This is a genomic window from Methylobacterium sp. 285MFTsu5.1 (assembly GCF_000383455.1).
In the GTDB taxonomy this organism is placed as follows: domain Bacteria; phylum Pseudomonadota; class Alphaproteobacteria; order Rhizobiales; family Beijerinckiaceae; genus Methylobacterium.
The window spans coordinates 373,692-399,696 of sequence record NZ_KB911271.1; the positions used below are offsets into that span (position 1 = coordinate 373,692).

Genomic DNA, 26,005 nt, shown 5'->3' on the forward strand with positions numbered 1-26,005 from the left:
GCGCGTTCTAGTCCGCTCCGACGACCGCGAAGGGATCGATCAGCCCGCACCGGATGCAGCAGTAGACGAGTTCCACGTCCGAGCTGACGCCGAGCTTCGATTTGATGGCGTAGTGATAGTTCGCGACGGTCTTGGGCGAGAGGCTGAGATCGGCCGCGATCGCGTCTGTGTGCCGTGCGTCGAGGATCATCCGCAGGATCTCGAATTCCCGAGGCGACAGCTGGTCGATCGGCGACGTCTCCTCCGCCAGCCGGCTCGCGGCCAGCAGGTGCGAGATCTCCGCGCACAGGGTCAGCTTGTTGGCGAACACGCTTCGCACCGCTTCGATGAGGAGATCCGAAGCGCTGCTCTTGGTAATGTAGCCGCGGGCGCCGGCGCGTATGGCCTGGAGCGCGTAGCTCACCGCGGCATGCACGCTGAAGACGAGGATGCGGGCGCTCGGATCCACCTGCCGGATCTGCCGGATGGCGTCGATCCCACCGCGGCCGGGCATGCTGATGTCCATTATGACGACGTCCGGCTCCACCATGCGGTAGGCGCGATAGGCCTCCGCGCCGTCCCCGGCCTCGGCGGCGACCTCCATGTCGGGCTGCCGCTCCAGGAGCCGCCGATAGCCCTCCCGCACGACGGCGTGATCGTCGACGAGCATCACGCGTATGCGCCGTTTGGTCATGACACCTCGTCGCCCGCGAGCGCGGCGTGAAAGCGGACCCGCAAGCGGAACCCGCCGCCCGGGGCCGTTTCCGTCACGATCTGCCCGCCGAGCGCGTGGACGCGATCGCGCATGCCGAGCAGGCCGAGACCGGAATGCGGGCGCTCCAGCGCCTCCACGGGGGCGCCGCTCCCGTCGTCCGTGAGGATCAGCTGGACCTCGGCGCCGCCGTCGGTCTCCGCGACGTTCAGCGCGATCGCGACGGTGCGCGCGGCCGCGTGGCGGACGGCGTTGGTGAGGCCTTCCTGGACGATCCGGTAGATATGGGCCGCCGCGTCGGAGGGTAGGCGATCGGCCTGCGCGTCGGCCGCGAGCGTGACGTGGATCCGGCCCCCGGCGCGCTGCGCCTGGGCGGCGATCAGACTCCGGAGCGCGACCCGCAGCCCGAGATCGTCGATCTCGGGCGGCCTGAGTGCGGCGAGGGTGCTCCGGAGCGCGCGCACGGCGTCCGACGCCATGGTGGCGAGTTCGGCACTCTCGGCCACGACCGAAGGCGACGAGGAGCGCGCGCCCTCCTGGATCGACCGGGCGAGAAGGCTCAACGCCGTCAGACGCTGCGCGACGTCGTCGTGCAGTTCGAGCGACAGCCACCGCCGCTCCTGCTCCTGGGCATCGATCAGCCGGCGCGCGAGCTCGGCACGTTCCCGCGTGGCGACTTGGAGATGGCTGGCGAGCTGATTGAAGACCGTCGCGATGCGTCGGAGCTCGCGCAGGCGGAGGCTGGGCAGACGCCACGCGAGGTCGCCCTTCGCGACGCGATCGATACCGATCAGGATCTCGTTGGCGGGACGCAGCGCGTGCGCCACCGCGCCGTAGACCAGCACGCACAGGACGACGGTCATGGCCGCGAGAGCGCCGGACACCTGCTTCAGCACGATCCACGCCGACCCGACGACCGCGTCGGGATCGAAGTCCGCTTCGACGATCCCGATCCGCGACCCCTGATGCTCGAGCGGCAGGCTGACGGTGGATCCGGCGAAGAAGAGGAACCGGTAGAGCGTCGCGAACCAGTCGGGTGCGGCGCGCGCGTGCGCCTCGACGCCCAAGCAGCTCGACCGTGTCGGACCGGCCTCCGCCGGGATCAGCTGCACGCACTGGCCCGGTTGCAGAGCGTACCGGGTGATGATCTCCCAATCCGGGAAGCGTTGGGGAATGTCGGCTGCCCGCTCGATTCGCAGGAGCTGGAGGCGGAGCTGCTTATGCACCTCATCGGCCGTCTCGGCGTTCCGCTGTCGGGTCTTCGCCGCGACGTCGTGCATCGCGTAGGCGGCCGCTCCGGCAGCGCAGAGGATCGCGATCAGCGCGATGCGTCCGACGAGGGCCCATTTGAGATCCAGCTCGCGCGCGTCCCAGACGGCCAGGACCTGCTTGAGCCTGAAGGGTGTCACCCGTGTTCTCCCGAAAGGCCGAGAGTACGCGAGCGCGCGACCGTCTTGGAAGGGTCTCCGGCAAGGTCGTGCGATTTGCCCGGGTCGGTACGGGCGTTCTGCCGTAGCGGGTCCGAAGGCGCGCGGTCTAACAGGACGGACCCTGTCGCGAGCGCCGCCGACGGTAGAGTGGGCTCGGCGTCAGCGGACAGGTTCGATCCGGGCTCGCCCCAGCGCCGATCTGGAGATTGTCGATGCGTTTGCGCCAGAGCTGCTGTCTCGTCCTCTTCCTCGCATGCCTCGCGCCGGACGCGCGCGCGGGCGAGATGGTCATGGTCACCGGTGACGAAGCCGTCCAGTGGCGCGCCGCGCCGCCCTCCCTCCCGAAGGGCAGCGAGATCAGCATCATCGCCGGCGATCCGGACAAGCCCGGACCGTTCACGCTCAGGCTCCGGTTCCCGCCGAACTACGTCATCGCTCCGCACACGCACGCGACCGACGAGAGCGTGACCTTGCTGTCCGGCACACTCGTCCACGACATGGGGAAGACGATCGACGCGAGCCGGGGTCAGTCTCTCCGGCCGGGTGCCTTCCTGTATCTGCCGGCCGAGATGCCCCACGCGCTGTGGACGACGCGCGACCCGGCCGTGATCCAGGTCTCGGGAACAGGGCCCTTCGGGCTCGACTACATCAATCCCTCCGACGATCCGAGGAAGACGCGCTCGGACAAGTGATCGTCCACGGGGGTACGATCCGCGCGCGACAGTCGCTCCGACCCGCCGCAGACGCTCTCGAGAGGCCTGATCGCGCGCGGCGCGCCGATATGGCGACGCCGCCGGTCATCGAGGCGAACGACCTGTCCCACCCGGCCGACGTGACGGCGAACGCGGCCCGCGCCGACCTCTGCCGCGCCCGCGGCAGCGCGCGGGCGTTCCGCCCGTCCGGCGCGGCGAGGGCGGACTGAATCCGTGCTGCCGCGGTCACCGACCGGCTCCAGGGCTGCACCGCCCGAGCGGGCCGCGACGTTCGGACGGTCTTCGACGCCTCGATCCTGCCCCGCGCGGCCGCCGGCGACAGCCAGGCGCCGTGCGGGGTGATCGGCGGACGGGCCACCGGCATGCTGGAGCGGGCGCGCGGCCTGTAACAATCGTCGCCGCCGTGAGCACGCCCGCGGGCGGAGCCCATGATCTTCCTCCGCTCTCGCAGTGTAAGCCTTGCTAATCGGCCCTCGACACGCGCATAAGCCCCAGCTCGACGGCCGGAGAGATGCAGTCGTGAGCACGCCGCACACGCTCGTTCGGTTTCTGAAGGCCAACGCGTTCTTCGCTGAGCTTGGTCCGGAGGCGATCGAGACCATTGCCGGGCTCTGCACGACGCGCAGCCTCGCGCGACACGAGATCCTCTTCCAGAAGGGCGATCCGGGCGATGCCCTCTACGCCGTGCGGCGCGGGCAGATCCGGATCGGGGCCGGCTCCGACGACGGGCGCGCGGTCACCCTCAACCTGCTCGGGCCGGGCGACGTCTTCGGCGAGATCGCCTTCCTCGACGGCCATCCACGGACCGCCGAGGCCGTGGCGCTCGAGCCGGCCGACCTGTTCGTCGTCGAGGGGCGGGCCTTCCTCAAACTGCTCCACGGCGATCCCGCCCTGGCGGTCCGGATCATCGGCCTGCTGTGCCAGCGCCTGCGCTGGATGAGCGCGCGCATGGAGGAGGCGACGCTGCTGCCGCTCGACATGCGCCTCGCCCGGCGCCTGATCATGCTGTCGGAGGATTACGGCGCCGAGATCCAGGTGACGCAGCAGGAACTCGCGGCCTTCGTCGGCGCGGCGCGGGAGAGCGTGAACCGCGTCCTGCAGGACTGGCAGAGATCGGGCCTCATCGATCTCGGCCGCGCGCGCGTCACCGTGCGGGCCTCACACCGGCTCGTCGCGCTGGGCGCGCGGGCGCAGACATGATCGGGGCGACAGGGCTTCACCGCATGAGAACGACAGCGCGCCTGGCGGCCACGGCCGCCCTCACCATCGCGGCGTCGAGCGCCGCAGCGCAGACGCGATGTACGGAGACGACGCGCTTCGATCCGCCCTTGCGGATCCTGCACTGCGCCGACGGCCTGACGCTCGAAACCGAGCGCGCGGGCAGCCTGCGCCCTGTGGGACCCGACGGTGACGGACATCTCAAGGGCGCCGAGATCGGCGGCAACGCGGTCTTCGTCACCATCCCGGCGAGCCGCCGCGTCCGCCGCGACGGCTTCCAGATCCTCACCCCCCACGCGGTGGCCTCGGTGCGGGGCACGGTCTACGCCGTCGACGTGACGCGGGCGCGCACCTCCGTCTTCGTGGCCCAGGGACGGGTCGACGTCGCCCGGCGCACCGACCCGCAGGTCGCCGTCACGCTCGGGCCGGGCGAGGGGGTCGACGTCGATGACGGCCGCGACCCTCTGGAGGTCCGGCGCTGGCCCCAGGAGCGCGTCAGGAGTCTGCTCGAGCGGTTCGGGCGTTGAGCGAGGCCGGTCGGCCGGCGGCTCCGACGCCCGACCGGACCTTCCGGCTGGCGCGGCGCGTCTTCCTGCTCGCCGCGTCGCTCGGCGCGCTCGCCTGGGGCGCCTGGCTCGGCCATCTCCATCTCACCGGGCGCGCGACGCCCCTCGATCGTTTGGAATCCGCCCTCACGGACCTGCGCCTGCGGCTCGCCGGCCCGCGCACGCCGCCCGCCAACCTCACCGTGGTGGCGGTCGACGACGCGACGGTGCGGCGCGAAGGCGGCTTCCCGGTCTCGCGGACCACGATGGCGCGGATCGTCGAGCGGGTGGCGGAGGCCCGCCCGCGCGTGATCGCCGTCGACGTGCTCTTCCTCGAGGCGGGGCGGCAGCCGGAGGCGGACAGCGCGCTCGCCGTCGCCCTCGGGAAGACCACAGCGATCCTGGCTTCGGCTGCGGTCTTCGACGGGAGCGCCAGCGAGGACGGCATCCCGTTCGCCACCGCGCTCCACCGGCCGTCGCCGAAGCTCGGCGAAGACGTCGCGTCCGGTGTCGTCAACGTCGCCGAGGACGCGTCCGGCGTACCCCGCCATCTCCCCCTGGTCGTGCGCACGGCCGACGGCGTCGCCGCGTCCTTCGTGCTGCGCGCGGCCGCCCTGGCGGCGCGCAACGACCCCGTGCTCAGCAAGGGGCGCGTCCAGATCGGCGACCGCGCCCTGTCGCTGGACCTCGGCTACCACCTTCCGCTGCGCCCCTACGGTCCGCGACGCACGATCGCGACGGTGAGCGCGGCCGCCCTCCTCGACGGGACGGCGCCGGCCGCGGCGCTCTCGGACGGCATCGTCGTGATCGGCGTCACCGCGCTCGGCGGCGGCGACACCTTCGCCACCGCGTTCGATCCCGTCTTGCCCGGCGTCGAACTCCTCGCTACCGGCATCGCCCACCTCACCACGGGGGACGCCCTCGTCCGGGACGCCGGCGTGCGGCAGCGAGACGCCGCGGCCTCGGTCCTCCTGGCGGTCGGGTCCGCGCTCGCCATCGCGGTGCTGCCGCCGGGCCCGGGCCTGATCCTGGTCCTGCTCGCGACGGCAGGATGGCTCGCCGCGGGCGCCGTCGCGTTCGCCCACGGCATCTGGCTGAGCGCCGCCCTGCCGCTCGCGGCCGTGGGACTGCCGGCGCTGGTCTGCGCGGTCGGCCGCCAGACGCTCGAGCGCCGCCAGAGCGCGCGCGTGGCGCGGTCCGAGCAGGTGCTGCGGCGGATGCAGCCTGCCGCCCTGGCCGAGCGGCTCGCGCGCGACCCGGGTTACCTCGCCGAGCCGATCGCGCGCGACATCCCCGTGCTGTTCGTCGACCTCACCGGCTTCACGCGCCGGAGCGAGCAGCTCGGCCCGGCGCGGACGCGGGCGATGCTCAAGACGTTCCACGATCTCGTCGACGAAGCGGTGACCCTGCGCGGGGGCGTCGTGGTGAACTTCATGGGCGACGGCGCCATGATCCTGTTCGGCGCCCTCGATCCGGACCCGGACCAGGCGGCGCACGCCGTCCAGGCCGCGGAGGAACTCATCGTCCGCACGCGCGCCTGGATCGCGGACAGCCCGGTCCTGCACGGATCCGGGCCGGCCCTCGATCTGCGCATCGGCGCGCATTACGGGCCGGTGATCCTCTCGCGCCTCGGCAGCGACACCAACCAGCACATCACCGCGACGGGCGACACGGTCAACGTGGCGAGCCGCCTGCTGGCGGTCGCGGCGGACGCCCACGCTCGCCTGGCACTCAGCGCCGAGCTGGCGCAGGCGGCCGGGCTCGAGCGGTCGGAGGGAGGATTCGAGAGCCGGACCGCGGCGATCCGCGGCCGCAGCCAGCCCCTTGAGGTCTGGCTGCGCCACCCGCGCGCGACGACGTCCTAGCCGCTCCCCCGAGCGCGTCGCTGACCGGCCGGAGGATCACACTGAAACTGTGACCCGGGTCACAGTCCACCCCGGGCTCTCCGGTGCATCGTCCCCGTATCGCAACGGGAGACATCTCATGACGATCACCTCGACGAAGACCGCGATCCTGTCCTGTCTCGCCCTCGCCGCCCTGGCGACCGTGCCCGGACGAGCCGAAGCGCGCGGCTTCGGGCAAGGAAGCTTCGGGCACCATGGCGGCTTCCATCACGGCTTCCACCACGGGGGCTTCCATCACGGCTTCCATCACCGCTTCGGCGGCCATGGCTGGTGGAGCCCGGCGGGCGGATACGCCGCGGGCGGCTTTTTCGGCGACTGTCGCCTGTTCTTCAGCCCGGTGTGGGGCCGCTACGAGCGGGCCTGCCGATGAACCGTCACGCCGTGGGAGCAGCGGCCAAGCCGATCGGCAGGCGACGGGATGACGACGCGCATCCGGCCGCCCCGGGACGGCCGGACACCTTCGGACCGCTGCTCCGATGATCGCGCCAGTCGGGACTCCGGAGGAGCATCGCTTATGCATCATCACGGCCTGCGCATTCTGCTCGTCGACGATGACGCGGAGGTTCAGCGTGTCGTCTCCGGATACCTCGACGGGCACGGGGTCGACGTCGTCCCGGCGTCGACGCGGGCCGAGGCGCGCGGAGAGCTCGCGGATCCGTCGCAGTTCAACCTCGTGGTGCTCAATCTTCGCCCGGGCGCGGAGAACGGCCTCGACCTGCTGCGGGACCTGCGCGCGGTGAGCGATGTTCCCGTCATCCTGACGACGGCCCATCGCTGCGAGGAGTTCGACCGCGTGCTCGGCCTCGAACTCGGCGCCGACGACTACATCGTCAAACCCTACGGCCTGCGCGAATTCCTGGCGCGCGTGCGCGTCGTCCTCCGCCGCGTCGCGGCGCAGGCCTCGTCCCGTCCGGCGGAGGCGCCGTGCCGGCGCTTCGACGGCTGGGTCCTGAACCGCCGACGCCGGCGTCTGATCAATCCCGACGGAAAAGAGGTCGTCCTGGGCAAGCGCGACTACGCGCTCCTGGCGGCGTTCCTCGACGCACCTCAGCGTCCGCTCACGCGCGAGTACCTGCTCCAGGTCACCCGCGTCCACGACGACGTCTTCGATCGCTGCATCGACGTGCAGATCCTGCGGCTGCGCCGGAAGATCGAGCGCAGGCCCAGCGACCCGAAGCTCATCGTGACCGAGCGCGGGGTCGGCTACGTCTTCGCCGCCGCGGTCGAGAGCACGTCCCACTAGGGCCGTCGCGAGCGGCGACCCCGGTGGAGACAGGGGTGCACGGCCCGCGCCCCCCTGTGAGCGACGAGCCGCGAAGGCGCGCGTCAGCCCTTCACCAGCTTGCACGTGCTCTCGGAGAGCGGCTGGAACGCCTGGTCGCCCGGGATCGTCTTCAGGATCTTGTAGAAGTCCCAGGGCCCCGTCGATTCCGCCGGGGACTTCACCTGGGCGAGGTACATGTCGTGGACCATGCGGCCGTCCGGGCGCAGCGTGGCGTTGCGGGCGAAGAAGTCCTGGATCGGCAGCTCGCGCATCTTGGCCATCACCTTCAGGCCGTCATCCGTGCCGGCGGCTTCGGCCGCCTTCAGGAAGTGGAGAACCGCCGAGTAGTCGCCGGCCTGGACCATGGTCGGCATCCGGCCGCCCATCCGCTCGCCGAAGCGCCGCGCGAAGGCGCGCGTCTGGTCGTCCATGTCCCAGTAGAAGCCCGTCGTCAGGATCATGCCCTGCGCCGCCGGCAATCCGACGGAGTAGATGTCGGTCAGGAAGATGTTGAGCCCGCCCAGCCTCTGGCCACCCTGCAGGATGCCGAACTCGCTTGCCTGCTTGATGGTGTTGATCGTGTCGGCACCGGCGTTGGCCATGCCGATGATCTTCGCGCCCGACGCTTGTGCCTGCAGCAGGTAGGATGAGAAATCCGGATTGGGGAACGGGTGCTTGACCGACCCGAGCACCGTGCCGCCCTTGGCGTTCACGACCCGGGTGACCTGCGCCTCCAGATCGTGCCCGAAGGTGTAGTCGGCCGTGATGAAGAACCACGTGTTCTTCGGATCGTCCGCCAGCGCCGCGGCGGTGCCGGCCGCGAGCGAGTGGGTATCCCACGACCAGTGGGCGCCGGTCGGCGAGCACGCGGCGTTGGTCAGTGCCATGGAGCCGGCGCCGGAGTTGATGTCGATCTTGCCCTTGCTGCGCGCGACCTCGCGCACCGCCAGCCCGGCGACCGAGGAATTGGTGTCGAAGATGGCGTCGACGCCCTCGGTATCGAACCACCGGCGCGCGATCGACGAGGCGATGTCCGCCTTGTTCTGGTGATCGGCGAAGACGAGCTCGACCTTCCGACCGTTGATCGGACGTCCGAAATCCTCGACCGCGAGCTGCGCGGCCGTCACCGAGCCGCGGCCGGCCAGATCCGAGTATCCGCCGGACATGTCGGTCAGGATGCCGATCTTGATGCCGCCATCCGCGTACTGCGCGGAGGCGGGCAGGGCGGTGAGGGCAGCGGCGCCGAACGCGGCGGCCGCCACCCAAGGACGACGGATCATTGTTTCCTCCCAATCTCTTGTTCTTCAGCGGCTGCCCCGTACCGGAAGGCCGCCTGTCCTTCGAAACCGCGTTCCCTCGGTCTCAGAGATAGCTGCGGCCGTCCAGGTAGGCCTTGCGCCAGCGCCGGATCTCGACGCGCTCGAAGAGCCCGACCTTGTAGAACGGGTCCGCGTGGATGAGCGCCTCGGCCTCCGCGCGGGTCTCGACGTCGACGACGTAGAGGCCGCCGCCGGCGTCGCTCCCGTCGTCGTTCAGCTTCGCGCCGCAGGCCAGGAGCCGGTCCTTGATCCGGTCGAGGTAGACGAGATGCTCCGCGCGGTTCGCCCTGCGGACGTCCAGGCTCCCGGCCTTGTCGAAGGTCTCGATCATGTAAGGCATGGCGGTGGTCCGGTCAGTTGGCCGCGATCGCGGAGGGATGCTGCGCCAGCGGCGTCACGCTGATCGCCATATACGGGTAGAGCGGCAGCGAACTCAGGACTTCGTGAAGTTCATCGTTTCCCGCCACGTCGAAGACACTGTAATTGGCGTACTGCCCGGCGATGCGCCAGAGATGCCGCCATCGGCCATCTTGCTGGAGCTTCTGGGCGTAGGCCTTCTCCTCGGCCTTCAGGCGAGCCGCCTCCTCCTTCGGGAGGGACGCCGGAATGTTGACCTGCATGTGGACCATGTAGAGCATGACGTCGAACCTCTGCCGCCGGTCGTGCCGGGGCGTTTGACCTGCGGTCTGCTGCGTCGCGAAGCGCCGGACGACGCCGAGACGCGGCCGAGACCGGCGCGGGGCTGCCGTACGCGCCGCGGCGCCCGATGGCCAGACCGGATCAGGCATCGGCAAGGATCAGGTCGGCGGCCTTCTCGGCGATCATGAACACCGCGGCCTGCGTGTTGCCGGAGACGATGCGCGGCATGATCGAGGCGTCGGCCACCCGAAGGCCGGCCACGCCGCGCACGCGCAGGCTGGGATCCGTCACCGAATCCGGATCGTCGCCCATGCGGCACGTGCCGCAGATGTGGTAGATCGTCTGGCCGTCGCGGCGCGCGAAATCGAGCCAGTCCGCGTCGGTCCGGCAGTCCGGACCGGGGTTGAGCTCGGCCCCGCGGAAGCGCTCCATCGGCGCCTGCGCGACGATGGCGCGGGCGATCTTCATGCCCTCGACCATCGCCCGGCGATCCTCCGCGGTGGCGAGGAAGTTCGGGCGGATGGCGGGCGGCGCGAGCGGGTCGGGCGACGCGGCGTGGATCGTCCCGCGCGATTCCGGTCGCAACTGCGTGACGCCGATCGTCATGCCGGGCAGGCGGTCGAGCTTGCGCTCGGCGGCGTTGGCGTAGCTCGCGTGCATGAAGAAGTACTGCACGTCGGGCCCGTCGAGCCCCGGCCGGGTGCGCACGAAGCCGTGGGCGAGACCGGTCCCCAGCGCCAGGATGCCCTGCCGCGTCGCGAGGTAGCGCGCCGCCGCGAGGCCGAGGCGCAGGCCGCGGGTCTGCTCGTTCAGCGTCACCGGCAGGCGCACGCGCCAGTTCATGCGCGTGCAGTAATGGTCCATGTAGTTGGCGCCGACGCCGGGGAGGGCGCGCCGCACGGCGACGCCGAGCCCTCCGAGGATCGCCGGATCGCCGAGGCCGGACAGTTCCAGGATCTGCGGGGTCTGGGCCGCACCCGCGGCGAGGATCACTTCCCCGCGGAAGCGGAAGAGCCGCTCGCGGCCGCCGACCAGAGCGGCGACGCCGCTCGCCCGACCCGCGTCGAAGGTCAGCCGCAGGACGTGCGCGTCGGTCACGACGGCGAGGTTCGGGCGGGCCAGGGCCGGCCGCAGATAGGCATCGGCGGCGCTGACCCGCCGGCCGCGCCGCTGGTTCACTTGGTAGTAGCCGAAGCCGTCCTGGCTCTCCGCGTTGTAGTCGGGATTGCGCGGGTAGCCTGCCGCCTGCGCGGCGGCGATGAAGGCCTCCGCGATCGCAGGACGTTCGGCCACTTCCGTCAGCGGCAGCGGACCGCCGCGGGCGCGCAACGGTTCGCGGCCGCCCTCGTAATCCTCGAGCCTGCGGAAATAGGGGAGCACGTCCGAGAATCCCCAGCCGCGGCACCCGGCCTGCGCCCAGGCATCGTAATCCTGCGGCTGTCCGCGCACGTAGATCATGCCGTTGATCAGCGTCGACCCGCCGAGGCCCTTGCCCCGCGGGACCGCGATCACCCGGCCGCCGGTCGCCGCCTCGGGCTCGGTCCGGAACCGCCAGTTGTAGGATGGGTGCTGGAGCAGGCGGCTGAAGCCCGCCGGGATCGCGACCCAGGGGCTGCGCGCCCGTCCCCCCGCCTCGAGGAGCAGGACCCGGTGCGTCCCGGACTCGGTCAGGCGGTTGGCCAGGACGCAGCCCGCGGTGCCGCCGCCCACGATCACGTAGTCGAACGCGCCGGCCGCGACGGCGTCGATGTCGGTCGGTCCCACGGTGCGCCCCAAGCTCAGTCCCCGGTTCCCGCCTCAGAGGGCGCCCATGTGGCGGGCCATCAGGGCGATCTGACACTCCAGCATCGGCAGGCCCTTCTGGACGCGGCAGCCCGCCCTCAGCGCGGCGGCGAGCAGCGGCGTAATCTCCGGATCCATGATCGCCTCGGCGACGAACTGGCCGGCGTGGAGGGCGCCCAGGTCGAAGGGGGCGGCGTCCTGCGGGCGCATCCCGAGCGACGTGCCGTTGACGAGGAGATCGTGCTCCGCCTGGACGCCTTCGGCCGCGACCGCCAGCCCGGGATAGGCGGCGCGCAGGCGCTCCGCCAGCGCTTGGGCGCGGTCGGCGGTGCGGTTCAGGATCGTCAGGCGGGCGACACCGGCCTCGGCGAGCGCGAAGGCGATGGCGCTCGCCGCGCCGCCGGCCCCCGCCAGCGCCGCGCTCCGGCCGCGCGGCTCCAGGCCCGAGGCGCGCAGCGCCTCGACGAAGCCGATCCCGTCGAGCATCGTGCCGACCATGCGCCCGTCCGCCTCCCGCCGGACGCAGTTGACCGCCCCGATCTGCTCGGCCTCCCGGGTGAGGGCGTCGCACAGGCCGGTCATCGCGGTCTTGTGCGGGACCGTGGCGATGAAGCCGCCGAAATTGCGCAGGTGCCGCAGCCCGTCCATCACGGCGGCGAGGCCGTCCGCCGTCACGTGCAGCGGGACGAGGACGCCGTCCACGCCGTGGCGGGCGAAGAGCGCCCCCATCACCTCGGGCGCCTTCACGTGGTAGATCGGGTCCGCCAGGATCCCGTAGACCCGGGTCCGCCCGGTGATCCCGGCCGCGGTGACCGCGCTGCTCATGGCCGTCCTCCCGTCCATCGCCTGTCCGACCGGTCCCGGCTCACGTCATGTAGAGGCCGCCGGCGACGTCGACGGTCTGGCCGGTGACGAAGCTGGCCTCGGCGGAGGTCAGGTAGAGGGCGAGATCCGCGACTTCCTCGGGGGCGCCGAGCCGGCCCATCGGGGTCAGGCGCACCTGCTCGTCGTTGACGGCGCGGCCCACCGCCCGGACCATCGGGGTCTCGATCCGCCCCGGCGCGATCGCGTTGACGCGGATGCCGAACGGGCCGAGCTCGGCCGCGAGGTGCTTGGTGAGCCCGATCAGGCCGGCCTTCGAGGCCGCGTAGTGGCAGGCGACGATCGGGGAGTGGGTCTTGGCCGCCACCGACGACATGTTGACGATCCAGCCGCGCCCGGCCGGGCACATCGCGGGCGCCAGCGCGCGGACGGTGTTGAACGCCCCCGTCAGGTTGACCGCGACGACGCGGCTCCACTCCGCCGGGTCCATCTCCCAGACCCGGTGGGCCGCCCCGTCGTGCTTGGGCGAGATGCCGGCGTTGTTGACCACCGTGTCGAACGCGCCGCCCATCGCGGCGGCGGCCTCCGACAGGGCCGCCTCGACGGCCGCGTAGTCGGCGACGTCGAGGCGCAGCGGCAGGGCGCGACCGTCTCCGCCCTCGATCGCCGCGACGGTCGCCGCGACGTCGTCCGGGTTCACGTCGGCCACGCCCACCAGGGCGCCCCGCGCGCCGAACCCCTCCGCGATCGCCCGGCCGATCCCGCGGCCGGCCCCCGTGACGAGGACGCGCCGTCCGGCGTGGCTCGCGCGCCGGACGATCGCCTCGGGGTTCGTCTGCCGCTCGGTCATCTCAGATCCCCAGATAGGCGCGTCGGACGTGGTCGTTGTCGAGCAGGGCCGCGGACGCGTCGGCGAGGACGATCTCGCCGTTCTCCAGAACGTAGCCCCGGTCGGCCACCTGCAGCGTGTGGAACACGTTCTGCTCGACGATCAGGACGGTGGCGCCGGTCTTCACGATCCGGTCCACCACCGCGAAGACCTGCGCCACCACGATCGGGGCGAGGCCCAGCGAGGGCTCGTCGAACATCAGGAGCTTGGGACGGGCCATCATCCCGCGGGCGATGGCCACCATCTGCTGCTCGCCGCCCGAGAGGGAGCCGGCATTCTGGTCGAGGCGCTCGCGCACCCGGGGGAACAGGTCGAGCACGTCCGCGAGCGTCTCCGACTGGCGCTCGCGCGCCGCGCGGCGGTAGGCGCCCATCAGCAGGTTCTCCCGCACCGTCATCTCGGGGAAGAGCTGGCGCCCCTCCGGGATCAGGGTGACGCCGCGCGCCACCATCTCGTGGCCCGAGAGCCGGGTGACGTCCTCGTCCTCGAACAGGATCCGGCCGCGGGTGGGCTTCACCAGGCCCGCGATGGTCCGCAGCGTCGTCGTCTTGCCGGCCCCGTTCGCGCCGACGATCGTCACCACCTCGCCGGCGCGCACCTCGAGCGAGACGGCGTGCAGGATGCTGGTCGCGCCGTAACCGGCATCCACGCGCTCAAGCGTGAGCATGGGCGAACTCCTTGCCGAGATACGCCTCGATCACGGCTGCGTCGCGCACCACATCCTGCGGGCTGCCCTGGGCGATGATCTGCCCGGAACTCAGGACGATCACCCGGTCGGAGAGCGCCATCACCGCCTGCATGACGTGCTCGATCGCGATGATGCTGACGCCGGTGTCGCGGATCGACAGCATCAGGTCGATGGCGCGGCGCACGTCGGTCTGGTTGATGCCGGCCATGACCTCGTCGAGCAGCAGCACGCGCGGGCGCATCGCCATCACGCGGGCGACCTCGAGCCGCTTGAGGCCCCCGATGGTGAGGCCGCGCGCCTCGCTCCCGAGCCAGGGCGCGAGCCCCATCCGCTCGGCGGTCTCGCGCGCGACCGCCCGGGCCTCGCGGACGTCGCCGTGGCGGTGGAACGCGCCGACCATGATGTTCTCCTCGACCGTCATGGCCGCGAAGGGCTGCACGATCTGGAAGGTGCGGCCGACGCCGAGCGTCGCGAAATCCGACGGCCGGCCCGGCCGGTGCCACGTCCCGTCCGGCGCGCGGACGCTCACCGTGCCGGCATCGGGCTTGAGGAAGCCCGAGATCATGTTGAAGACGGTGGTCTTGCCCGCCCCGTTGGGGCCGATCAGGCCGAGGATCTCGCCCTCCCGGAGCGTGAAGCCGACATCGTTGGTGACGTGCAGGCCGCCGAAGCGCTTCTGCAGGCCCTCGACCCGGATCAGGTCCGCGCCGACCGGCGGCCGCTCCGGGGCCCGCGGAACGGCCGGAACCGACGCCGCCTGCGCGCCGCGGCCGCCAGCGCGGGCCCGCGCGAAGCGGGACACGAGGCCCATCAGCCCGTTGGGCAGGAACAGGACGACGAGCACCAGAACGAGGCCGTAGACGAGGCCGTGGAGCCCCAGGGCCTTGGCGCCGAGCCAGCCGCGGGCCAGCTCGGTGATCGGCACGAGGAGCAGCGCGCCGAGGAGCGGCCCGAACACCGTGCCGAGTCCGCCGATCAGCGCGAACATCGCGATCTGGATCGACAGGGTCAGCGAGAACATCGCCGCCGGCTCGATGAAGGTCAGGTACATGGCGTGGAAGGTACCGACCATCGCGGTGAGCCCCCCCGACACCGCCACGGCGACGAGCCGCACCCGCACCGTGCGCACGCCCGCGGCGCGCGCGGCCGATTCCCGCTCGCGGGTGGCGACGAGATAGAAGCCGATCCGGTGGCTGCGCATCCACCACGCGACCGCCAGGGTCAGCAGGAGGAGCCCGAAGGCGATGGCCAGCGGCGGCCAGCGATCCCGGAACACCATCCACGTCCAGCCGAACTTCAGCGGGATCATCAGACCGGTAGCGCCGCCGGTCAGGTCCCGGAAATGCAGCGCCAGGACGCGGAAGACTTCGAGGAAGGCGATGGTCGCCAGCGAGAAGAACGGCCCGTGCAGCCGGAAGCACGGGTAGCTGATCGCCAGCGCCACCAGCACGGCGAGGGCGGCGCCGGCCACCATGCCGATCCACGGGCTGATCCCGGCGCCGACGAGCAGCATCCCGCAATAGGCGCCGAGACCGTAGAAGATGCCGTGGCCGAGGGAGAGCTGGCCGGCGTAGCCGCCGACGATGTTCCAGGCGGTCGAGAGCGCGGCGAAGACGCAGATCGTGATGAAGACGTGGTAGATGAACGGGTTGCCGACCGCGACCGGCACCGCCACCAGGGCCGCGAGGACGAGCGCCAGCGCTGCCGCGCCCCGGCGCGGGAAGGCGGACGATGCGGCGGACTGTGCGGCGGACGGTGCGGCTGTCGGGGCCGCGGACGGTGCTGCGGCGAGCGGGATATCGGTCATCGCGGGCTCCCTCACGGCGAGACGTGGGACAGCCGCAGCTGCCGCCCGAAGAGGCCCGAGGGCTTCAGGATCAGGATCGCCAGGAACACGCCGAAGACCGCGACCTCGCGCATGTCGGCGCCGACGTAGAAGCCCGTGACGCTGTCGATCAGGCCGATCAGGATCGCTCCGACGAAGGCGCCGCGGATGGAGCCGAGGCCGCCGAGCACGACGACCACGAAGGCGATCAGCACGAAGTAGGTGCCGCTGTTGGGCGAGGTCGGGTAGAGCGGCGCGATCAGCACCGCCGCCACCCCGACGCAGGCCGCGCCGATGCCGAAGGTCAGGGCGTAGATCCGGTCGACGTCGATGCCCATCAGCTCGGCCGCCGCGCGGTTCTGGGCGACCGCGCGGATCGCCCGGCCCGTGCGGGTGCGCGCCAGGAACATCTGGAGCCCCGCCACCAGCACGATCGCGGATCCGAGGATCACCACCTGCCCGAGCAGCACCCGGACCGGGCCGATCTCCAGCGGCTGGCGCAGGCCCGACGGCGGCGTGTTGGCGATGTCGGCCCCGAAGACGAGGAGGGCGAGGTTGATCAGCACCGTCGACAGGCCCACCGTGGCGAAGATCTGGATGTGATGGTCGCCAGCGGCGAGCAGGGGCTGGATCAGGAACCGCTGGGTGAGGGCGCCCAGCAGGAACAGGACCGGCACGACGAGGATCACCGCCGCGAAGGGGTGCAGCCCGAGCCCGGTCACCGCGAGATAGGTCAGGTACATCCCGACCATCAGGAACTCGCCGTGGGCGAAGTTCACGACCTTCACGATGCCGAAGATCAGGGTCAGCCCGACGCTGACGATCGCGAACAGGCCGCCGAGCATCACCCCGTTGGCGAGCACTTGGAGGAAGACGTCCATCCCCGATCTCCGTGGACCTGCGTGACGGCGGCGCTGTTACCTTCGGAGACCTGCGGTTACTTACGCATCTCCATGGGCGCGACGGCGGCGCTGTCGGGATAGACCGTGACGAGCTTGCCGCCCTGCCACTGCATGCCCATCATCGCGGCGCGCTCATTCTGGTTGTTCTTGCCGAACTTGAACCCGTAGCCGACCGCGGTGACGCCGTCCTTCACGTCGATGGCCTGGACGGCCTTGACGATGGTGTCGGGCTCGAAGCCCTTCGCCTTGCCGATGGCCTCGAGGATGAGCTTGGCGCCGACGTAGTTGTTCAGGGAGTGCCCGGAGCGCGGGGCGCTCCCGTACTTCTTCTGATAGGCCGCGACGAAGTTCTCGATACCGGGCGTGTACTTCGTGTTGACGAGGTACTGTGTGAAATCCGTGTCGAGCACGCCCTCCATGACCTTGTGGCCGACCGCGTCGGCGGTGGGCTGCATCGAGTAGCCGCCGCCGCCGCCGATGATGGCGCCCGGCTTGAAGCCCGCCTCGTTGGCCTGCTGCAGGAACAGCACGGAATCGTTTTGGTAGGACGTCTGGAGCAGGACGTCGATGCCGCGCCCCTTCAGGTCGAGGACGAGGGAGGACATGTCGACCGTCGAGGCGGGGTAGCCCTGCGCGGTCACGACGTTGAGCTTGGCCTGGGCGGCGAACTTCTTCTGGAAGCCCGCCACCGACGTGCCGTAGCTCGAATCCTCGTAGATGATGCCGACCTTCAGGTCCTCGGGCTTCTTGCCGAGCCCGGCGGCGACCTTGTTGACGATCATCTCCACCGCCAGCTTGGCCATGTCCTCGGCCGTCGGGTTGGTGCGGTAGAGATATTGCAGCCCGCGCCCGGTGACCTCCTCGGCCACCGCGCCGAGCTCGAAATACGGGATGCCGGACAGCTCGGCCACCTGGCTCGCGGCGATGGAGCGGGCGGACGAGTAGGAGCCGAAGATCGCCGCCACCTTCTCCAGGGAGATGAGGCGGCGTGCCTCGCCGATCGCCTGGTTGTTGTCGACGGCGTCGCCGCGGGCGAGCACCACCTTCTGCCCCTGGACGCCGCCGGCGGCGTTGATCTCGTCGACGGCGATCTCGACGCCCCGGGCGCTCTCCTCGCCGAGCAGGGCGAGCTGCCCGCTGAACGGGAAGAGCGCGCCGAATTTCACGTCGGCGGCTCGGGCCGTCGTCGGTCCCGCCGCCTGGGCCGCGGCGCCCAGCACGAGGGCGGCGGCGAGTGCACGCGCCAGAACTCTCATCGTTTCCTCCCGTGTCAGTCGTCGACCCGGCGCTTCGCGCGCCTTCCGGTCGGGTCAATCGTCGGCGTCAGTAGGCGAGGGCGTCCTTGCCCTCGAAGCTGGTGATCGGCGGGTAGGCGCGCTGGTCGGTGATCACGTCGATCACCGTCACGGCGCCGCCGGCGAGCGCGTCGCGCAGCGCCGGTGCGAGATCCTCGGGGCGCTCGACCCGCGTCCCGGCACAGCCGCAGGCCCGCGAGATGGCGGCGTGGTCGACCGCCTCGAAGTCGCAGACGTCGGTGAAGTCGCCGAACAGGCTCAGCTCCGCGTGCTTCTGGTAGCCGAGGATCTGGTTGTTCAGGACGACGACGATGACCGGCAGCCGCATGCGCCGCGCCGTCTCCAGCTCCGACCAGACGTGGCCGAAGCCGCCGTCGCCGGTCACGCAGATCACGGGCGCGTCCGGGCGGGCGGCCTTGGCGCCGAGGGCGAAGGGCAGGCCCCAGCCGAGGCCCGCGATGCCGCGCGGCGTCAGGAAGCGCTGGCCGGCCTTCCGCGCCGTCAGGAAGTTGGCGATCCAGATCGAGGCGTAGCTCGCGTCGGCGACGACGACGGTCTCGGCGGTCGTGACCGCGTCGATCTCCGCCATGATCCGCTCCGGCCGGATCGGCGCGGCCTCCATGTCGACGAGGCGGGCCATGTCGCCGGCCTGGGCCTCGCGGGCGCGGGCGATCGTGTCGGCGAGCGGCGCGCGGCGGCCCTCCAATCCCGCGAGGTCGCGCTGCCGGAGCGCCTCGGCGAGGGCGGCGAGGGTCAGCTTGGCGTCGCCGACGAGGCGCAGGGCCTCGTAGTTGCGGCCGACCTCGCCCCCGTCGACGTCGAGATGGATGAAGCGGGCGTCCGCCGGGTAGAGCGACCAGCTGTCAGTGCCGTTCTGGTTGGTGCGGTTGCCGACGAGGAGGACGACGTCGGCCTCCGTGACGAGGCTGCGCAGGTGGGACGAGCGCGCCCGCGGCGACATGAAGTACCCGACGACGCCGACGGAGAGCGGGTCGGTCTCGGCGACGGCCCCCTTGCCCATCACCGTGGTGGCGACCGGCAGTCCGAGACCCTGCAGGGCGGCGAGTTCCGGGTAGGCCCCGGAGGAATGGACGCCGCCGCCCGCGATCACGAGGGGACGCCGCGCGCCGGCGATCAGGTCCGCGGCCTCGGCGATCCGGGCCGGGTCGGCGACCGTGCGGTCGAGGGGGTAGGTGCCCAGGATCGCCGACCGGCGCGGCGCGGCGGCCTCGAAGTCCGGCCGCTCGTCGAGGAGGTCCAGGGGCACCAGCAGCACCGCCGGCCCGGGCCGCCCGGAGGCCGCGACCGCGAAGGCCATGTCGACGTAGTCGTCGATGCGCTCGGCGACCGCGACCCGGCGGACCCACTTGGCGACGCCCGCGAACAGGGCGAGGTGGTCCAGTTCCTGGAAGGCGTTCCGGTCGGTGAAGCGGCGGTGGACGTCCTGGACGATCGCCACGACCGGAATCGAGGCCTTCAGGGCTTCCGCGAGGCCCGGCACCAGCAGGCTCGCGGCGGGACCGTTCTGGGCCGCGACCACCGCGACCCGGCCGGAGATCCGCGCGTAGGCGTCGGCCATGGCGGCGCCCGCGTTCTCGGTGCGGTAGCCGATCTGGCGGATGCCGTGGTGCGGCGCGGCCAGGAACAGCGCCGAGGGGATGCTCTGGCCGAACACGTCGCGGACGCCGTGCCGGTGGAGCGCGGCCGCGAGGGCGTGGGCACCGGTCATGTTGGCGCGCTCGGACATCTCGGACATCAGCGGCTCCCGTGCGCGGCGTCGCCCATCGACAGGACGATCTTCCCGATATGCTGGCCCGCATCCATGCGGGCATGGGCCTCCGCGACCCGCTCGAACGGGAACACGGAATCGATCGGCGGCCGCGCGCGGCCCGCCGCGAGCAGCGGCAGGACGTGCTCGGCGAGGGCTTCGGCGAGGCGCGCCTTCAGGGCCACCGGCCGGGCGCGCAGCGTCGAGCCCGTGAGCGTCACCCGCTTCATCAGCAGCGGCTGGAAGTCGATCTCCGCCACGCGCGAGCCCTGCTGGAAGGCGATCTGCGCGATGCGCCCGTCGACCGCCACGGCATCGAGGTTGCGGGCGATGTAGGGGCCGCCGACCATGTCGAGGATCACGTCGGGCCCGCTCCCGCCGGTGGCGGCCTTGGCCGCGGCGACGAAATCCTCCCGCCGATAATCGATGGCCGCGTCCGCGCCGAGCGTCAGGCAGGCCGCGCATTTCTCGGGCGAGCCCGCGGTGACGATCACCCGGGCGCCCCGGGCCTTCGCCAGCAGGATCGCCGTGGTGCCGATACCCGAGGAGCCGCCGTGGATCAGGAGGCTCTCGCCCGCCTGCAGCCGGGCGCGCTCGAACACGTTGCTCCAGACGGTGAAGTAGGTCTCGGGGATCGCCCCCGCCTCGACCGCCGGGAGGCCCTCCGGCACGGGCAGAGCGACCGCCTCGTCGACGACGGCCCACTCGGCGTAGGCGCCGCTATGGACCAGCGCCATCACCCGGTCCCCGGTCCGGAAGCGGCCCGCGCCGGGCCCGAGCGCCTCGACGATCCCGGCGAGTTCGAGCCCGAGCACGTCCGAGGCGCCGGGGGGCGGCGGGTAGCGGCCCTCGCGCTGCATCACGTCCGGACGGTTGATGCCCGCGGCCTCGACGCGCACGAGCACCTGGCCCTGTCCCGGCTCCGGGCGCGGACGCTCGACGATCCGGAGGACCTCGGGACCGCCCTGTCCGTCGGCGATCACGGCTCGCATGCCCATGCTCATCGCTCCGTTTCCCGGCTCGCCGCCGCTTCCGGGAGAAGCAGCACCTTCATGGCCTGCCGGCTGCGCGCCAGCTCGAACGCCGCCCCGGCTTCCGCGAGGGGGCGGCGGTGGGTGATCAGCGCCGCCAGCGTCCCGGCATGCGCCGCGAGGAGCGCGAGCGCGGCGTCGAAGGCGCGGGCCGTCGTGTCGTGGGCCGCGCGCAGCTGCTGCTTGCTGCGCACGAAACCCGTCAGGTCGAGGTCGAGGGAGCCGGAATGGATGCCGGCCACCACCATCACGCCGCCCGAGCGCAGGACGGCCAACCCGTCACTGACCGACCGGGCGGAACCGGTCGCCTCGACCACCCGGTCGGCCTCCCCGTCGAAGGTGCGCCGGACGGCGTCGTCCAGGCCGATGTCGGCGAGATCGACCGTGTGGCGGATGCCGATCCGCCGGGCGAGGTCGAGGCGCGCGGCGTCGTCGAGCCCGGCGAGCAGCACGTCCGCGCCCCGCTGCTGTGCCACGAAGGCGATGCAGAGGCCGATCGGGCCCGGCCCGAGCACCGCCACGCGGTCGCCGGGACCGACCTCCGCGACATCCACCGCGTTGACCGCGACCGCAAGCGGCTCCGCCAGGGCCGCGACGGTCAGCGGCAACCCGTCCGGCAGGCGGCGGCAATTGTCGGCCGGGACGACGACCTGCTCGGCGAAGGCCCCGTCGGCGTGCAGGCCGACGATGCGGCGGCCCTGGCAATCCTGCGGCCGCGCGGCGGCGCAGGCCGCGCAGGCGCCGCACGGCACCGTCGGCCAGCAGGTGACTCGGTCGCCGACCGCGAGCGCGGTCACGCCGTCCCCCACCGCCCGGACCGTCCCGGAGAACTCGTGACCGAGAGTGACCGGCATGAACGCGGTCATGAACCCGTAGCCCGGGGTCCACTCGAAGGCGTGGATGTCGCTGCCGCAGATGCCGGCCGCGGCGACCGCGACGGTGACGCGTCCCGTGCCCGGGGCAGCGGGCGCATCGACGTGGACGAGGTCCGCCCCGAAGGCGGCGGTCGCCTTGCGTAACGCAAGCATTTCCGTCCCCTGTCTCCCGCCGAGCCTGCCGGCCCGGCGGCCTGCCTCGCGGCACGTGCCGTCGACGCTAGGCGTAATTTGTTATAACAAACATCGGACGAAGGGGAGGAATATGTCAAGCGCTTCGGCGTCCGAACCGGAAACAGGCGATATCGTGCCGGACTGGGTCCGTCCGATCGTCAAGGAGAGCCTGAGCGAGCGGGCCTACCGCGAGCTGCGCGTCGCGCTGATGCGCGGGCAGTTGCGACCCGACACGCGCCTGCGGCTCCGGCCGATGTCGGCCCGGTTCGGCATCAGCGCGACCCCCATGCGCGAGGCCCTTCTCAGGCTCGTCGCCGAGAAGGCCCTCGCCCTCGACGCGCGCGGCAGCGTCGTCGTGCCCCGCCTGACCCTGGATCAGCTCCTGGAGATCCGGGCGATCCGCACCGATCTCGAGGGGCGTGCCGCCGCCGCTGGGGCAGCCAGCCGCGCGGCCGAGGTCGACGACCTCGAGGCGATCCACGCGCAGATCTCGCACTGTCACGCGAGCCGCGACTTCGCGCGGGCGGTGAACCTCAACACCGAGTTTCACCTGACGCTGTGCAGGCTCGGACAGATGCCGATCCTGTACGAGATCGTGGAGTTGCTGTGGGTGCGCTGCGGCCCGATCCTGTCGCACCTCTACGATGACGGCGTCCCCGACTGGGAGCCGCACCCCCATCGCCGCATCATCGACGCCCTGCGCCGCGGTGACCCGGAGGCGGCCCGGGATGCCGTGCGCGAGGACATCGAGCGCGGCGGGAGCGGCCTGTTCGCGCATGTCCGCGCGGCCGCCACAGGGTGATGACCGGCTCGCGGAGAGTCCATGAGCGATCGATCGATGGCCGAAGCAACGAGCCGACCTCGGCGGCCACGGCCCCAAAGGCGCCGGCGTCGATTGGCCCGCGGTTGCGGAACGCCGGAGCTCGATTATCGTGCGCCCATGCGCGCCGATCTCGCCGTCCTCGCTCTGGTCTTCGCCGCCACGGGCGCGCGCGCCCAGCAGCAGCTTCCGACCGTCCCGGAATTGCTGACGGCCGAGGCGAACGCCGCACGCGCCTGCGAGAGCACCGGCGATCCCGCCATCACGCGTGAGCAGTGTCGGCTGCGCGATCGGCTGAGCGGACGCTTGGCGCAGGCGGGCTATTGCTGGGGCCGCAAGGGGCAGGCGGACGAGAAGAAGGAATGGCACGCCTGCCAGCCGGACTCGATCTACGAGGATGATATCGAGGCCGTGCAGCGCTGAGCGGCAGGCTTCGTCGTCGAACGCGGCCCGCCACCCGAAGGTCTGTACACCGGGCTACAGCAGGACACCGTTCCGCAGAATCGACGGCGCTGTGCGCGAGTCGTAGCTGTGGTGCTGCGCGGCGTTCACGGAGCCGCCGGCATCGAACTGGACGCATCACCTGAACGCCCGCGTTTCAACGTCCATCCGAGGAACAGAATTAACATTGCTCGCACGATCGAACCGATGAACAAATCTTGATCTCAATAAACTGTCGTTTTTCTCAAAAAACCAGATCCTACGGCGTGAAATTTTCACGGTATCGCCGTCTCGAAGGACATGAAAATTCTTGAAACGCTCATGCGGAGTGTTAGACCGCCATCGTCGCTCGAGACTCCGACTACGATACGGTCGCCATCGATGATTCACACGATCAAAGGTAGGCTTTTCGCGCTTCTCGGGGTGCTGGGTACACTCCTCGTAGGATCAGCAGCGCTCAGCAATTACGCGCTCTACAGAGATTTCCGGGGCCTCGAATCGATCTACGCTGACAGGGTCATGCCGCTCAGCCAGTTCGGCGCGATGCGCGATGCCTTCGATGCCATGCTGACCGCGACGCGGGATTTCGAGTTCCACGCGATTCAGGCGTCCGAAGCCGTGACGATCCTCGATCGCCAGCTGGCACGGGCGAAGGAAGCCTGGTCCGCCTACCTGACCACGTACCTCACGCCCGAGGAGGCACAGCTCGTCGCGAGCCTGACGACGCGATTCGATCGGGACGTGGCGATCGTCACCGACCTCGTCCGCGCCTTGACGAAGGGGGACCTCGACGCTGTGACCGCGACCCGGATCGATCTGCTCCGCGCGATGGGTCCGACGACGGCGGCCATCGGCGAGTTGTCCGACCTGCAGGTCCGCGAGGCCCGCGCCGAGTTCGAACGCGCGGACGCGATGGCGCGGCGCCTGCGAATCCTGCTCTTCGCGACACTCGCCGGGGCCGCGCTCGCGGTCGGGTACGGCATCCGCGTGATCCTCGTCCAAGTCACCCGCCCGATCGCGCGGACCACGGCAACGATGACCCGTCTCGCCGCGGGCGACCTCGACGTGCGGATCGACGGTGCGGACCGCGGCGACGAGATCGGCGCGATGCTCAAGGCTGTCCAGGTCTTCAAGGACGCGCTCGTCGCGAAGCGCGCGACGGATGCCGCCGCCGCCAACGAGGCGGCCGCGAAGGCGCGCCGCGCCGAGACGTTGGACAGCGCCACCGCGGCGTTCCGTGCCCGGATGGATCGCCTGACCGAGGCGCTGTCCGCCAGCGCCTCGTCCATGGAAGCCGCCGCCGCGACGATGGACCGGAGCGCCGGCGAGACCGCGACGCAGCTGCTCCAGGTGTCCTCGGCGGCCGAGCAGACAGCGGTCAACGTTCAGACCGTCGCGGCGGCCGGCGAGGAACTGGCCACGTCGATCGGGTCCATCAACGGCCAGATCACGCGCTCCTCGGACATGGCCCGGCGCGCGGCCACTGAGGCGTCGAGACGAACACCCTCGTGATGAGCCTCGCCGACGGCGCCGAGCGGATCGGGACCGTGGTCAGCCTGATCGCCGGGATCGCCGCGCAGACGAACCTGCTCGCGCTGAATGCCACCATCGAGGCGGCCCGCGCCGGGGAGGCGGGACGCGGCTTCGCCGTCGTCGCCACCGAGGTCAAGGCGCTGGCGGCGCAGACCGTCCGGGCGACCGAGACGATCTCCGAACAGGTCGCGACCATTCAGAAGGAGACCCACCGCGCGGTCGACGTCATCCAGGCGATCACCGCCGCTGTCCTGGACCTTCGGACCATCGCCACGGGCGTCGCGGCCGCGATGGAGGAGCAGGAGGCGGTGACGCAGGAGATCGTGCGGAACGTCAGCCAGGCCGCCGACGGCACCCAGGCGGTCACGGTCACGATCGGGCGCATCACGCAGGCCGCGGGCGAGACCGGCCGGACCGCGGCCGCGGCCCTGGACGCGGCCACCGCCCTGTCGCGACAGTCGGAGACCCTGAACGCGGCGGTCGCGGAGTACCTGGCAGCGGTGCGGGCCGCCTGAGGCGACACGCTCAGCGGCCGGGCGATCCGGGGAGCGGTGGCAGCCGCATCAGGGGCTCGCCGACCCGCAGGATCGATCCGACGGCGAGCCCGGGGCAGAGCGTGAAGCCCGGAGGCGTCAGCACCACGATGGTGGAGCCGTGCTCGAACCAGCCCATCTCGGCGCCCTTCGCGAGGCGCGCCGCGGTGGGCAGGGTCCGTCCGCCCGTCTCGCGCAGGGCGAGACCCTCGGGCAGGAAGCCGAGCCGCAGCCCGGCAACGAGGATGGCCGCCACCGGCACCAGCGTCACCGCGTGGCCGCCCTCCGCGAGGCGCAGGCGCAGGACGGCGCGCTCGTTCCGGCAGAACAGCGCCTCGACGCGTTTCAGGGCGATCGGATTCACGTTCCAGGTGTCGCCCCAGATATGGCGCACCGACTCGACCCGCAGGTCGTGCGGCGCGTGGAATCGGTGATACATCCCGGCCGTCAGGCGCAGGGTGGCGTAGCTGCCGCCCTCGTGGGCGCGCGCCAGCGCGACATCCCCGCCGAGCAGGTCGGCGAGCGGGTAGGACAGGCCCTTGATCTGGAACAGGCGTCCGGCCTCGATGCGCCCATGGGCCCCGAGGATCGCGTCGCTGGGGCTCGTGAGCACGGCCGGATCGGCCGCGATCGGCCGGGCACCGGGGCGCAGGGCCCGCACGAAGGCGGCGTGGAGGCTGGGGAAGTGCGTCTCCCGCGCGTCGCGGAGGTCGACGTCGCAGAACAGCCGCCAGGTCGATATCGAGAGGTCGCGGATCAGCGGCTGCTCGATCCGGCTGAACCAGCCCATGAAGCGGGTGGCGAGACGGCGCGGCAGGCGGTTCGTCAGCAGGAAGTTGAGATCCTCCTGCGCCCCGACACGCGCCAGAACCGTCCGCAGCCGGGATCCGGAAACCGTCATCAT

The 26,005-nt window shown here is 71.5% G+C and carries 27 protein-coding genes; 11 read left to right on the forward strand and 16 right to left on the reverse strand.

Features of this window, described 5'->3' with window-relative positions; genetic code table 11:
• Window positions 1-7: 7 nt before the first annotated feature.
• Together H288_RS0105985 and H288_RS0105990 are read right to left on the reverse strand one after the other, a co-directional pair.
• Complete coding sequence (locus H288_RS0105985; protein ID WP_026604713.1) at window positions 8-673, reverse strand: response regulator transcription factor; 666 nt, start codon at window positions 671-673, stop codon at window positions 8-10.
• Window positions 670-2,100 carry a sensor histidine kinase gene (locus H288_RS0105990; RefSeq protein ID WP_020091682.1) on the reverse strand — a complete coding sequence of 477 codons (1,431 nt, stop codon included), beginning with the start codon at window positions 2,098-2,100 and terminating at the stop codon, window positions 670-672. Before H288_RS0105990 ends, H288_RS0105985 begins: the two co-directional genes overlap by 4 nt.
• Window positions 2,101-2,333: 233 nt before the next feature.
• On the opposite strand from H288_RS0105990, the gene H288_RS0105995 reads away from it, so the two are divergent.
• The 7 genes from H288_RS0105995 (at window position 2,334) to H288_RS0106025 (ending at window position 7,744) form a co-directional block, all read left to right on the forward strand.
• On the forward strand, window positions 2,334-2,813 hold the full coding sequence (locus H288_RS0105995) for a cupin domain-containing protein (protein ID WP_042675771.1): 480 nt from the start codon (window positions 2,334-2,336) through the stop codon (window positions 2,811-2,813).
• A gap of 89 nt (window positions 2,814-2,902) precedes the next feature.
• Entirely contained in the window at window positions 2,903-3,043 is a 141-nt protein-coding gene (locus H288_RS35585) for a hypothetical protein (protein WP_020091684.1), read from the forward strand.
• A gap of 310 nt (window positions 3,044-3,353) precedes the next feature.
• The gene (locus H288_RS0106005) at window positions 3,354-4,034 is read left to right on the forward strand and encodes a Crp/Fnr family transcriptional regulator (RefSeq protein ID WP_020091685.1); all 681 of its coding nucleotides are present in this window, start codon (window positions 3,354-3,356) and stop codon (window positions 4,032-4,034) included.
• A gap of 23 nt (window positions 4,035-4,057) precedes the next feature.
• Window positions 4,058-4,579: a FecR domain-containing protein gene (locus tag H288_RS0106010; RefSeq protein WP_020091686.1), complete on the forward strand. Its 522-nt coding sequence runs from the start codon at window positions 4,058-4,060 to the stop codon at window positions 4,577-4,579.
• Window positions 4,576-6,462, forward strand: a complete 1,887-nt coding sequence (locus H288_RS0106015) for an adenylate/guanylate cyclase domain-containing protein (RefSeq protein ID WP_020091687.1) — start codon at window positions 4,576-4,578, stop codon at window positions 6,460-6,462. Before H288_RS0106010 ends, H288_RS0106015 begins: the two co-directional genes overlap by 4 nt.
• A 118-nt stretch (window positions 6,463-6,580) precedes the next feature.
• Window positions 6,581-6,871 (forward strand): hypothetical protein, encoded by a 291-nt coding sequence (locus H288_RS0106020; RefSeq protein ID WP_020091688.1) that lies wholly within the window; start codon window positions 6,581-6,583, stop codon window positions 6,869-6,871.
• 144 nt (window positions 6,872-7,015) lie between these two features.
• Window positions 7,016-7,744 (forward strand): winged helix-turn-helix domain-containing protein, encoded by a 729-nt coding sequence (locus H288_RS0106025; RefSeq protein ID WP_020091689.1) that lies wholly within the window; start codon window positions 7,016-7,018, stop codon window positions 7,742-7,744.
• Between the two features lie 83 nt (window positions 7,745-7,827).
• Here H288_RS0106025 and H288_RS0106030 read toward each other — a convergent pair whose 3' ends face one another.
• From H288_RS0106030 to H288_RS0106090, 13 genes are all read right to left on the reverse strand, one after another.
• Window positions 7,828-9,045, reverse strand: coding sequence for an ABC transporter substrate-binding protein (locus H288_RS0106030; RefSeq protein WP_026604714.1), 1,218 nt, complete (start codon window positions 9,043-9,045; stop codon window positions 7,828-7,830).
• An 82-nt stretch (window positions 9,046-9,127) separates the two neighbouring features.
• Window positions 9,128-9,424, reverse strand: coding sequence for a YciI family protein (locus tag H288_RS0106035; protein ID WP_020091691.1), 297 nt, complete (start codon window positions 9,422-9,424; stop codon window positions 9,128-9,130).
• Between the two features lie 13 nt (window positions 9,425-9,437).
• Window positions 9,438-9,722: a muconolactone Delta-isomerase gene (gene catC, locus H288_RS0106040; RefSeq protein WP_020091692.1), complete on the reverse strand. Its 285-nt coding sequence runs from the start codon at window positions 9,720-9,722 to the stop codon at window positions 9,438-9,440.
• A 142-nt stretch (window positions 9,723-9,864) separates the two neighbouring features.
• Complete coding sequence (locus H288_RS0106045; protein WP_020091693.1) at window positions 9,865-11,487, reverse strand: GMC family oxidoreductase N-terminal domain-containing protein; 1,623 nt, start codon at window positions 11,485-11,487, stop codon at window positions 9,865-9,867.
• Window positions 11,488-11,520: 33 nt separating this feature from the next.
• Window positions 11,521-12,330: a shikimate dehydrogenase gene (locus H288_RS0106050; RefSeq protein WP_026604716.1), complete on the reverse strand. Its 810-nt coding sequence runs from the start codon at window positions 12,328-12,330 to the stop codon at window positions 11,521-11,523.
• A gap of 40 nt (window positions 12,331-12,370) precedes the next feature.
• Window positions 12,371-13,177 (reverse strand): 3-oxoacyl-ACP reductase FabG, encoded by an 807-nt coding sequence (gene fabG, locus H288_RS0106055; protein WP_020091695.1) that lies wholly within the window; start codon window positions 13,175-13,177, stop codon window positions 12,371-12,373.
• Between the two features lies 1 nt (window position 13,178).
• On the reverse strand, window positions 13,179-13,883 hold the full coding sequence (locus H288_RS0106060) for an ABC transporter ATP-binding protein (RefSeq protein WP_020091696.1): 705 nt from the start codon (window positions 13,881-13,883) through the stop codon (window positions 13,179-13,181).
• A complete protein-coding gene (locus H288_RS0106065; RefSeq protein WP_020091697.1) occupies window positions 13,870-15,711 on the reverse strand; it encodes a branched-chain amino acid ABC transporter ATP-binding protein/permease in 1,842 nt (613 codons plus the stop codon). Before H288_RS0106065 ends, H288_RS0106060 begins: the two co-directional genes overlap by 14 nt.
• An 11-nt stretch (window positions 15,712-15,722) precedes the next feature.
• A complete protein-coding gene (locus H288_RS0106070; protein ID WP_020091698.1) occupies window positions 15,723-16,610 on the reverse strand; it encodes a branched-chain amino acid ABC transporter permease in 888 nt (295 codons plus the stop codon).
• 56 nt (window positions 16,611-16,666) lie between these two features.
• Window positions 16,667-17,887 carry an ABC transporter substrate-binding protein gene (locus H288_RS0106075; RefSeq protein ID WP_020091699.1) on the reverse strand — a complete coding sequence of 407 codons (1,221 nt, stop codon included), beginning with the start codon at window positions 17,885-17,887 and terminating at the stop codon, window positions 16,667-16,669.
• A 67-nt stretch (window positions 17,888-17,954) separates the two neighbouring features.
• Window positions 17,955-19,682 (reverse strand): acetolactate synthase catalytic subunit, encoded by a 1,728-nt coding sequence (locus H288_RS0106080; RefSeq protein WP_020091700.1) that lies wholly within the window; start codon window positions 19,680-19,682, stop codon window positions 17,955-17,957.
• Window positions 19,682-20,698 carry an NAD(P)H-quinone oxidoreductase gene (locus H288_RS0106085; RefSeq protein ID WP_026604718.1) on the reverse strand — a complete coding sequence of 339 codons (1,017 nt, stop codon included), beginning with the start codon at window positions 20,696-20,698 and terminating at the stop codon, window positions 19,682-19,684. Before H288_RS0106085 ends, H288_RS0106080 begins: the two co-directional genes overlap by 1 nt.
• Complete coding sequence (locus tag H288_RS0106090) at window positions 20,695-21,753, reverse strand: alcohol dehydrogenase catalytic domain-containing protein (protein ID WP_020091702.1); 1,059 nt, start codon at window positions 21,751-21,753, stop codon at window positions 20,695-20,697. Before H288_RS0106090 ends, H288_RS0106085 begins: the two co-directional genes overlap by 4 nt.
• A 112-nt stretch (window positions 21,754-21,865) precedes the next feature.
• Between H288_RS0106090 and H288_RS0106095 the strand changes: the two genes are divergently transcribed.
• The 4 genes from H288_RS0106095 to H288_RS35880 all read left to right on the forward strand — a co-directional run bounded on the left by H288_RS0106095 (window position 21,866) and on the right by H288_RS35880 (window position 25,083).
• Window positions 21,866-22,576: a GntR family transcriptional regulator gene (locus tag H288_RS0106095; protein ID WP_026604719.1), complete on the forward strand. Its 711-nt coding sequence runs from the start codon at window positions 21,866-21,868 to the stop codon at window positions 22,574-22,576.
• Between the two features lie 138 nt (window positions 22,577-22,714).
• Window positions 22,715-23,017 carry a hypothetical protein gene (locus tag H288_RS0106100; protein ID WP_020091704.1) on the forward strand — a complete coding sequence of 101 codons (303 nt, stop codon included), beginning with the start codon at window positions 22,715-22,717 and terminating at the stop codon, window positions 23,015-23,017.
• A gap of 399 nt (window positions 23,018-23,416) precedes the next feature.
• Window positions 23,417-24,547: a Tar ligand binding domain-containing protein gene (locus H288_RS34740; protein ID WP_244603201.1), complete on the forward strand. Its 1,131-nt coding sequence runs from the start codon at window positions 23,417-23,419 to the stop codon at window positions 24,545-24,547.
• A complete protein-coding gene (locus H288_RS35880; RefSeq protein WP_020091706.1) occupies window positions 24,547-25,083 on the forward strand; it encodes a methyl-accepting chemotaxis protein in 537 nt (178 codons plus the stop codon). The genes H288_RS34740 and H288_RS35880 overlap by 1 nt, the downstream gene beginning before the upstream one ends.
• Before the next feature lie 10 nt (window positions 25,084-25,093).
• Here the strand turns inward: H288_RS35880 and asd are convergent, their stop codons facing one another.
• Complete coding sequence (asd, locus tag H288_RS0106110; RefSeq protein WP_020091707.1) at window positions 25,094-26,005, reverse strand: archaetidylserine decarboxylase; 912 nt, start codon at window positions 26,003-26,005, stop codon at window positions 25,094-25,096.

What these genes read in the sequence shown, in the direction of transcription:
- H288_RS0105985 (WP_026604713.1), bottom strand. Translation starts at nt 673, where the DNA reads ATGACCAAACGGCGCATACGCGTGATGCTCGTCGACGATCACGCCGTC.
- H288_RS0105995 (WP_042675771.1), top strand. Translation starts at nt 2,334, where the DNA reads ATGCGTTTGCGCCAGAGCTGCTGTCTCGTCCTCTTCCTCGCATGCCTC.
- H288_RS35585 (WP_020091684.1), top strand. Translation starts at nt 2,903, where the DNA reads ATGGCGACGCCGCCGGTCATCGAGGCGAACGACCTGTCCCACCCGGCC.
- H288_RS0106010 (WP_020091686.1), top strand. Translation starts at nt 4,058, where the DNA reads ATGAGAACGACAGCGCGCCTGGCGGCCACGGCCGCCCTCACCATCGCG.
- H288_RS0106020 (WP_020091688.1), top strand. Translation starts at nt 6,581, where the DNA reads ATGACGATCACCTCGACGAAGACCGCGATCCTGTCCTGTCTCGCCCTC.
- H288_RS0106025 (WP_020091689.1), top strand. Translation starts at nt 7,016, where the DNA reads ATGCATCATCACGGCCTGCGCATTCTGCTCGTCGACGATGACGCGGAG.
- H288_RS0106030 (WP_026604714.1), bottom strand. Translation starts at nt 9,045, where the DNA reads ATGATCCGTCGTCCTTGGGTGGCGGCCGCCGCGTTCGGCGCCGCTGCC.
- H288_RS0106035 (WP_020091691.1), bottom strand. Translation starts at nt 9,424, where the DNA reads ATGCCTTACATGATCGAGACCTTCGACAAGGCCGGGAGCCTGGACGTC.
- catC (WP_020091692.1), bottom strand. Translation starts at nt 9,722, where the DNA reads ATGCTCTACATGGTCCACATGCAGGTCAACATTCCGGCGTCCCTCCCG.
- H288_RS0106050 (WP_026604716.1), bottom strand. Translation starts at nt 12,330, where the DNA reads ATGAGCAGCGCGGTCACCGCGGCCGGGATCACCGGGCGGACCCGGGTC.
- fabG (WP_020091695.1), bottom strand. Translation starts at nt 13,177, where the DNA reads ATGACCGAGCGGCAGACGAACCCCGAGGCGATCGTCCGGCGCGCGAGC.
- H288_RS0106060 (WP_020091696.1), bottom strand. Translation starts at nt 13,883, where the DNA reads ATGCTCACGCTTGAGCGCGTGGATGCCGGTTACGGCGCGACCAGCATC.
- H288_RS0106065 (WP_020091697.1), bottom strand. Translation starts at nt 15,711, where the DNA reads ATGACCGATATCCCGCTCGCCGCAGCACCGTCCGCGGCCCCGACAGCC.
- H288_RS0106070 (WP_020091698.1), bottom strand. Translation starts at nt 16,610, where the DNA reads ATGGACGTCTTCCTCCAAGTGCTCGCCAACGGGGTGATGCTCGGCGGC.
- H288_RS0106075 (WP_020091699.1), bottom strand. Translation starts at nt 17,887, where the DNA reads ATGAGAGTTCTGGCGCGTGCACTCGCCGCCGCCCTCGTGCTGGGCGCC.
- H288_RS0106080 (WP_020091700.1), bottom strand. Translation starts at nt 19,682, where the DNA reads ATGTCCGAGATGTCCGAGCGCGCCAACATGACCGGTGCCCACGCCCTC.
- H288_RS0106085 (WP_026604718.1), bottom strand. Translation starts at nt 20,698, where the DNA reads ATGAGCATGGGCATGCGAGCCGTGATCGCCGACGGACAGGGCGGTCCC.
- H288_RS0106090 (WP_020091702.1), bottom strand. Translation starts at nt 21,753, where the DNA reads ATGCTTGCGTTACGCAAGGCGACCGCCGCCTTCGGGGCGGACCTCGTC.
- H288_RS0106095 (WP_026604719.1), top strand. Translation starts at nt 21,866, where the DNA reads ATGTCAAGCGCTTCGGCGTCCGAACCGGAAACAGGCGATATCGTGCCG.
- H288_RS0106100 (WP_020091704.1), top strand. Translation starts at nt 22,715, where the DNA reads ATGCGCGCCGATCTCGCCGTCCTCGCTCTGGTCTTCGCCGCCACGGGC.
- H288_RS34740 (WP_244603201.1), top strand. Translation starts at nt 23,417, where the DNA reads ATGATTCACACGATCAAAGGTAGGCTTTTCGCGCTTCTCGGGGTGCTG.
- H288_RS35880 (WP_020091706.1), top strand. Translation starts at nt 24,547, where the DNA reads ATGAGCCTCGCCGACGGCGCCGAGCGGATCGGGACCGTGGTCAGCCTG.
- asd (WP_020091707.1), bottom strand. Translation starts at nt 26,005, where the DNA reads ATGATGACGGTTTCCGGATCCCGGCTGCGGACGGTTCTGGCGCGTGTC.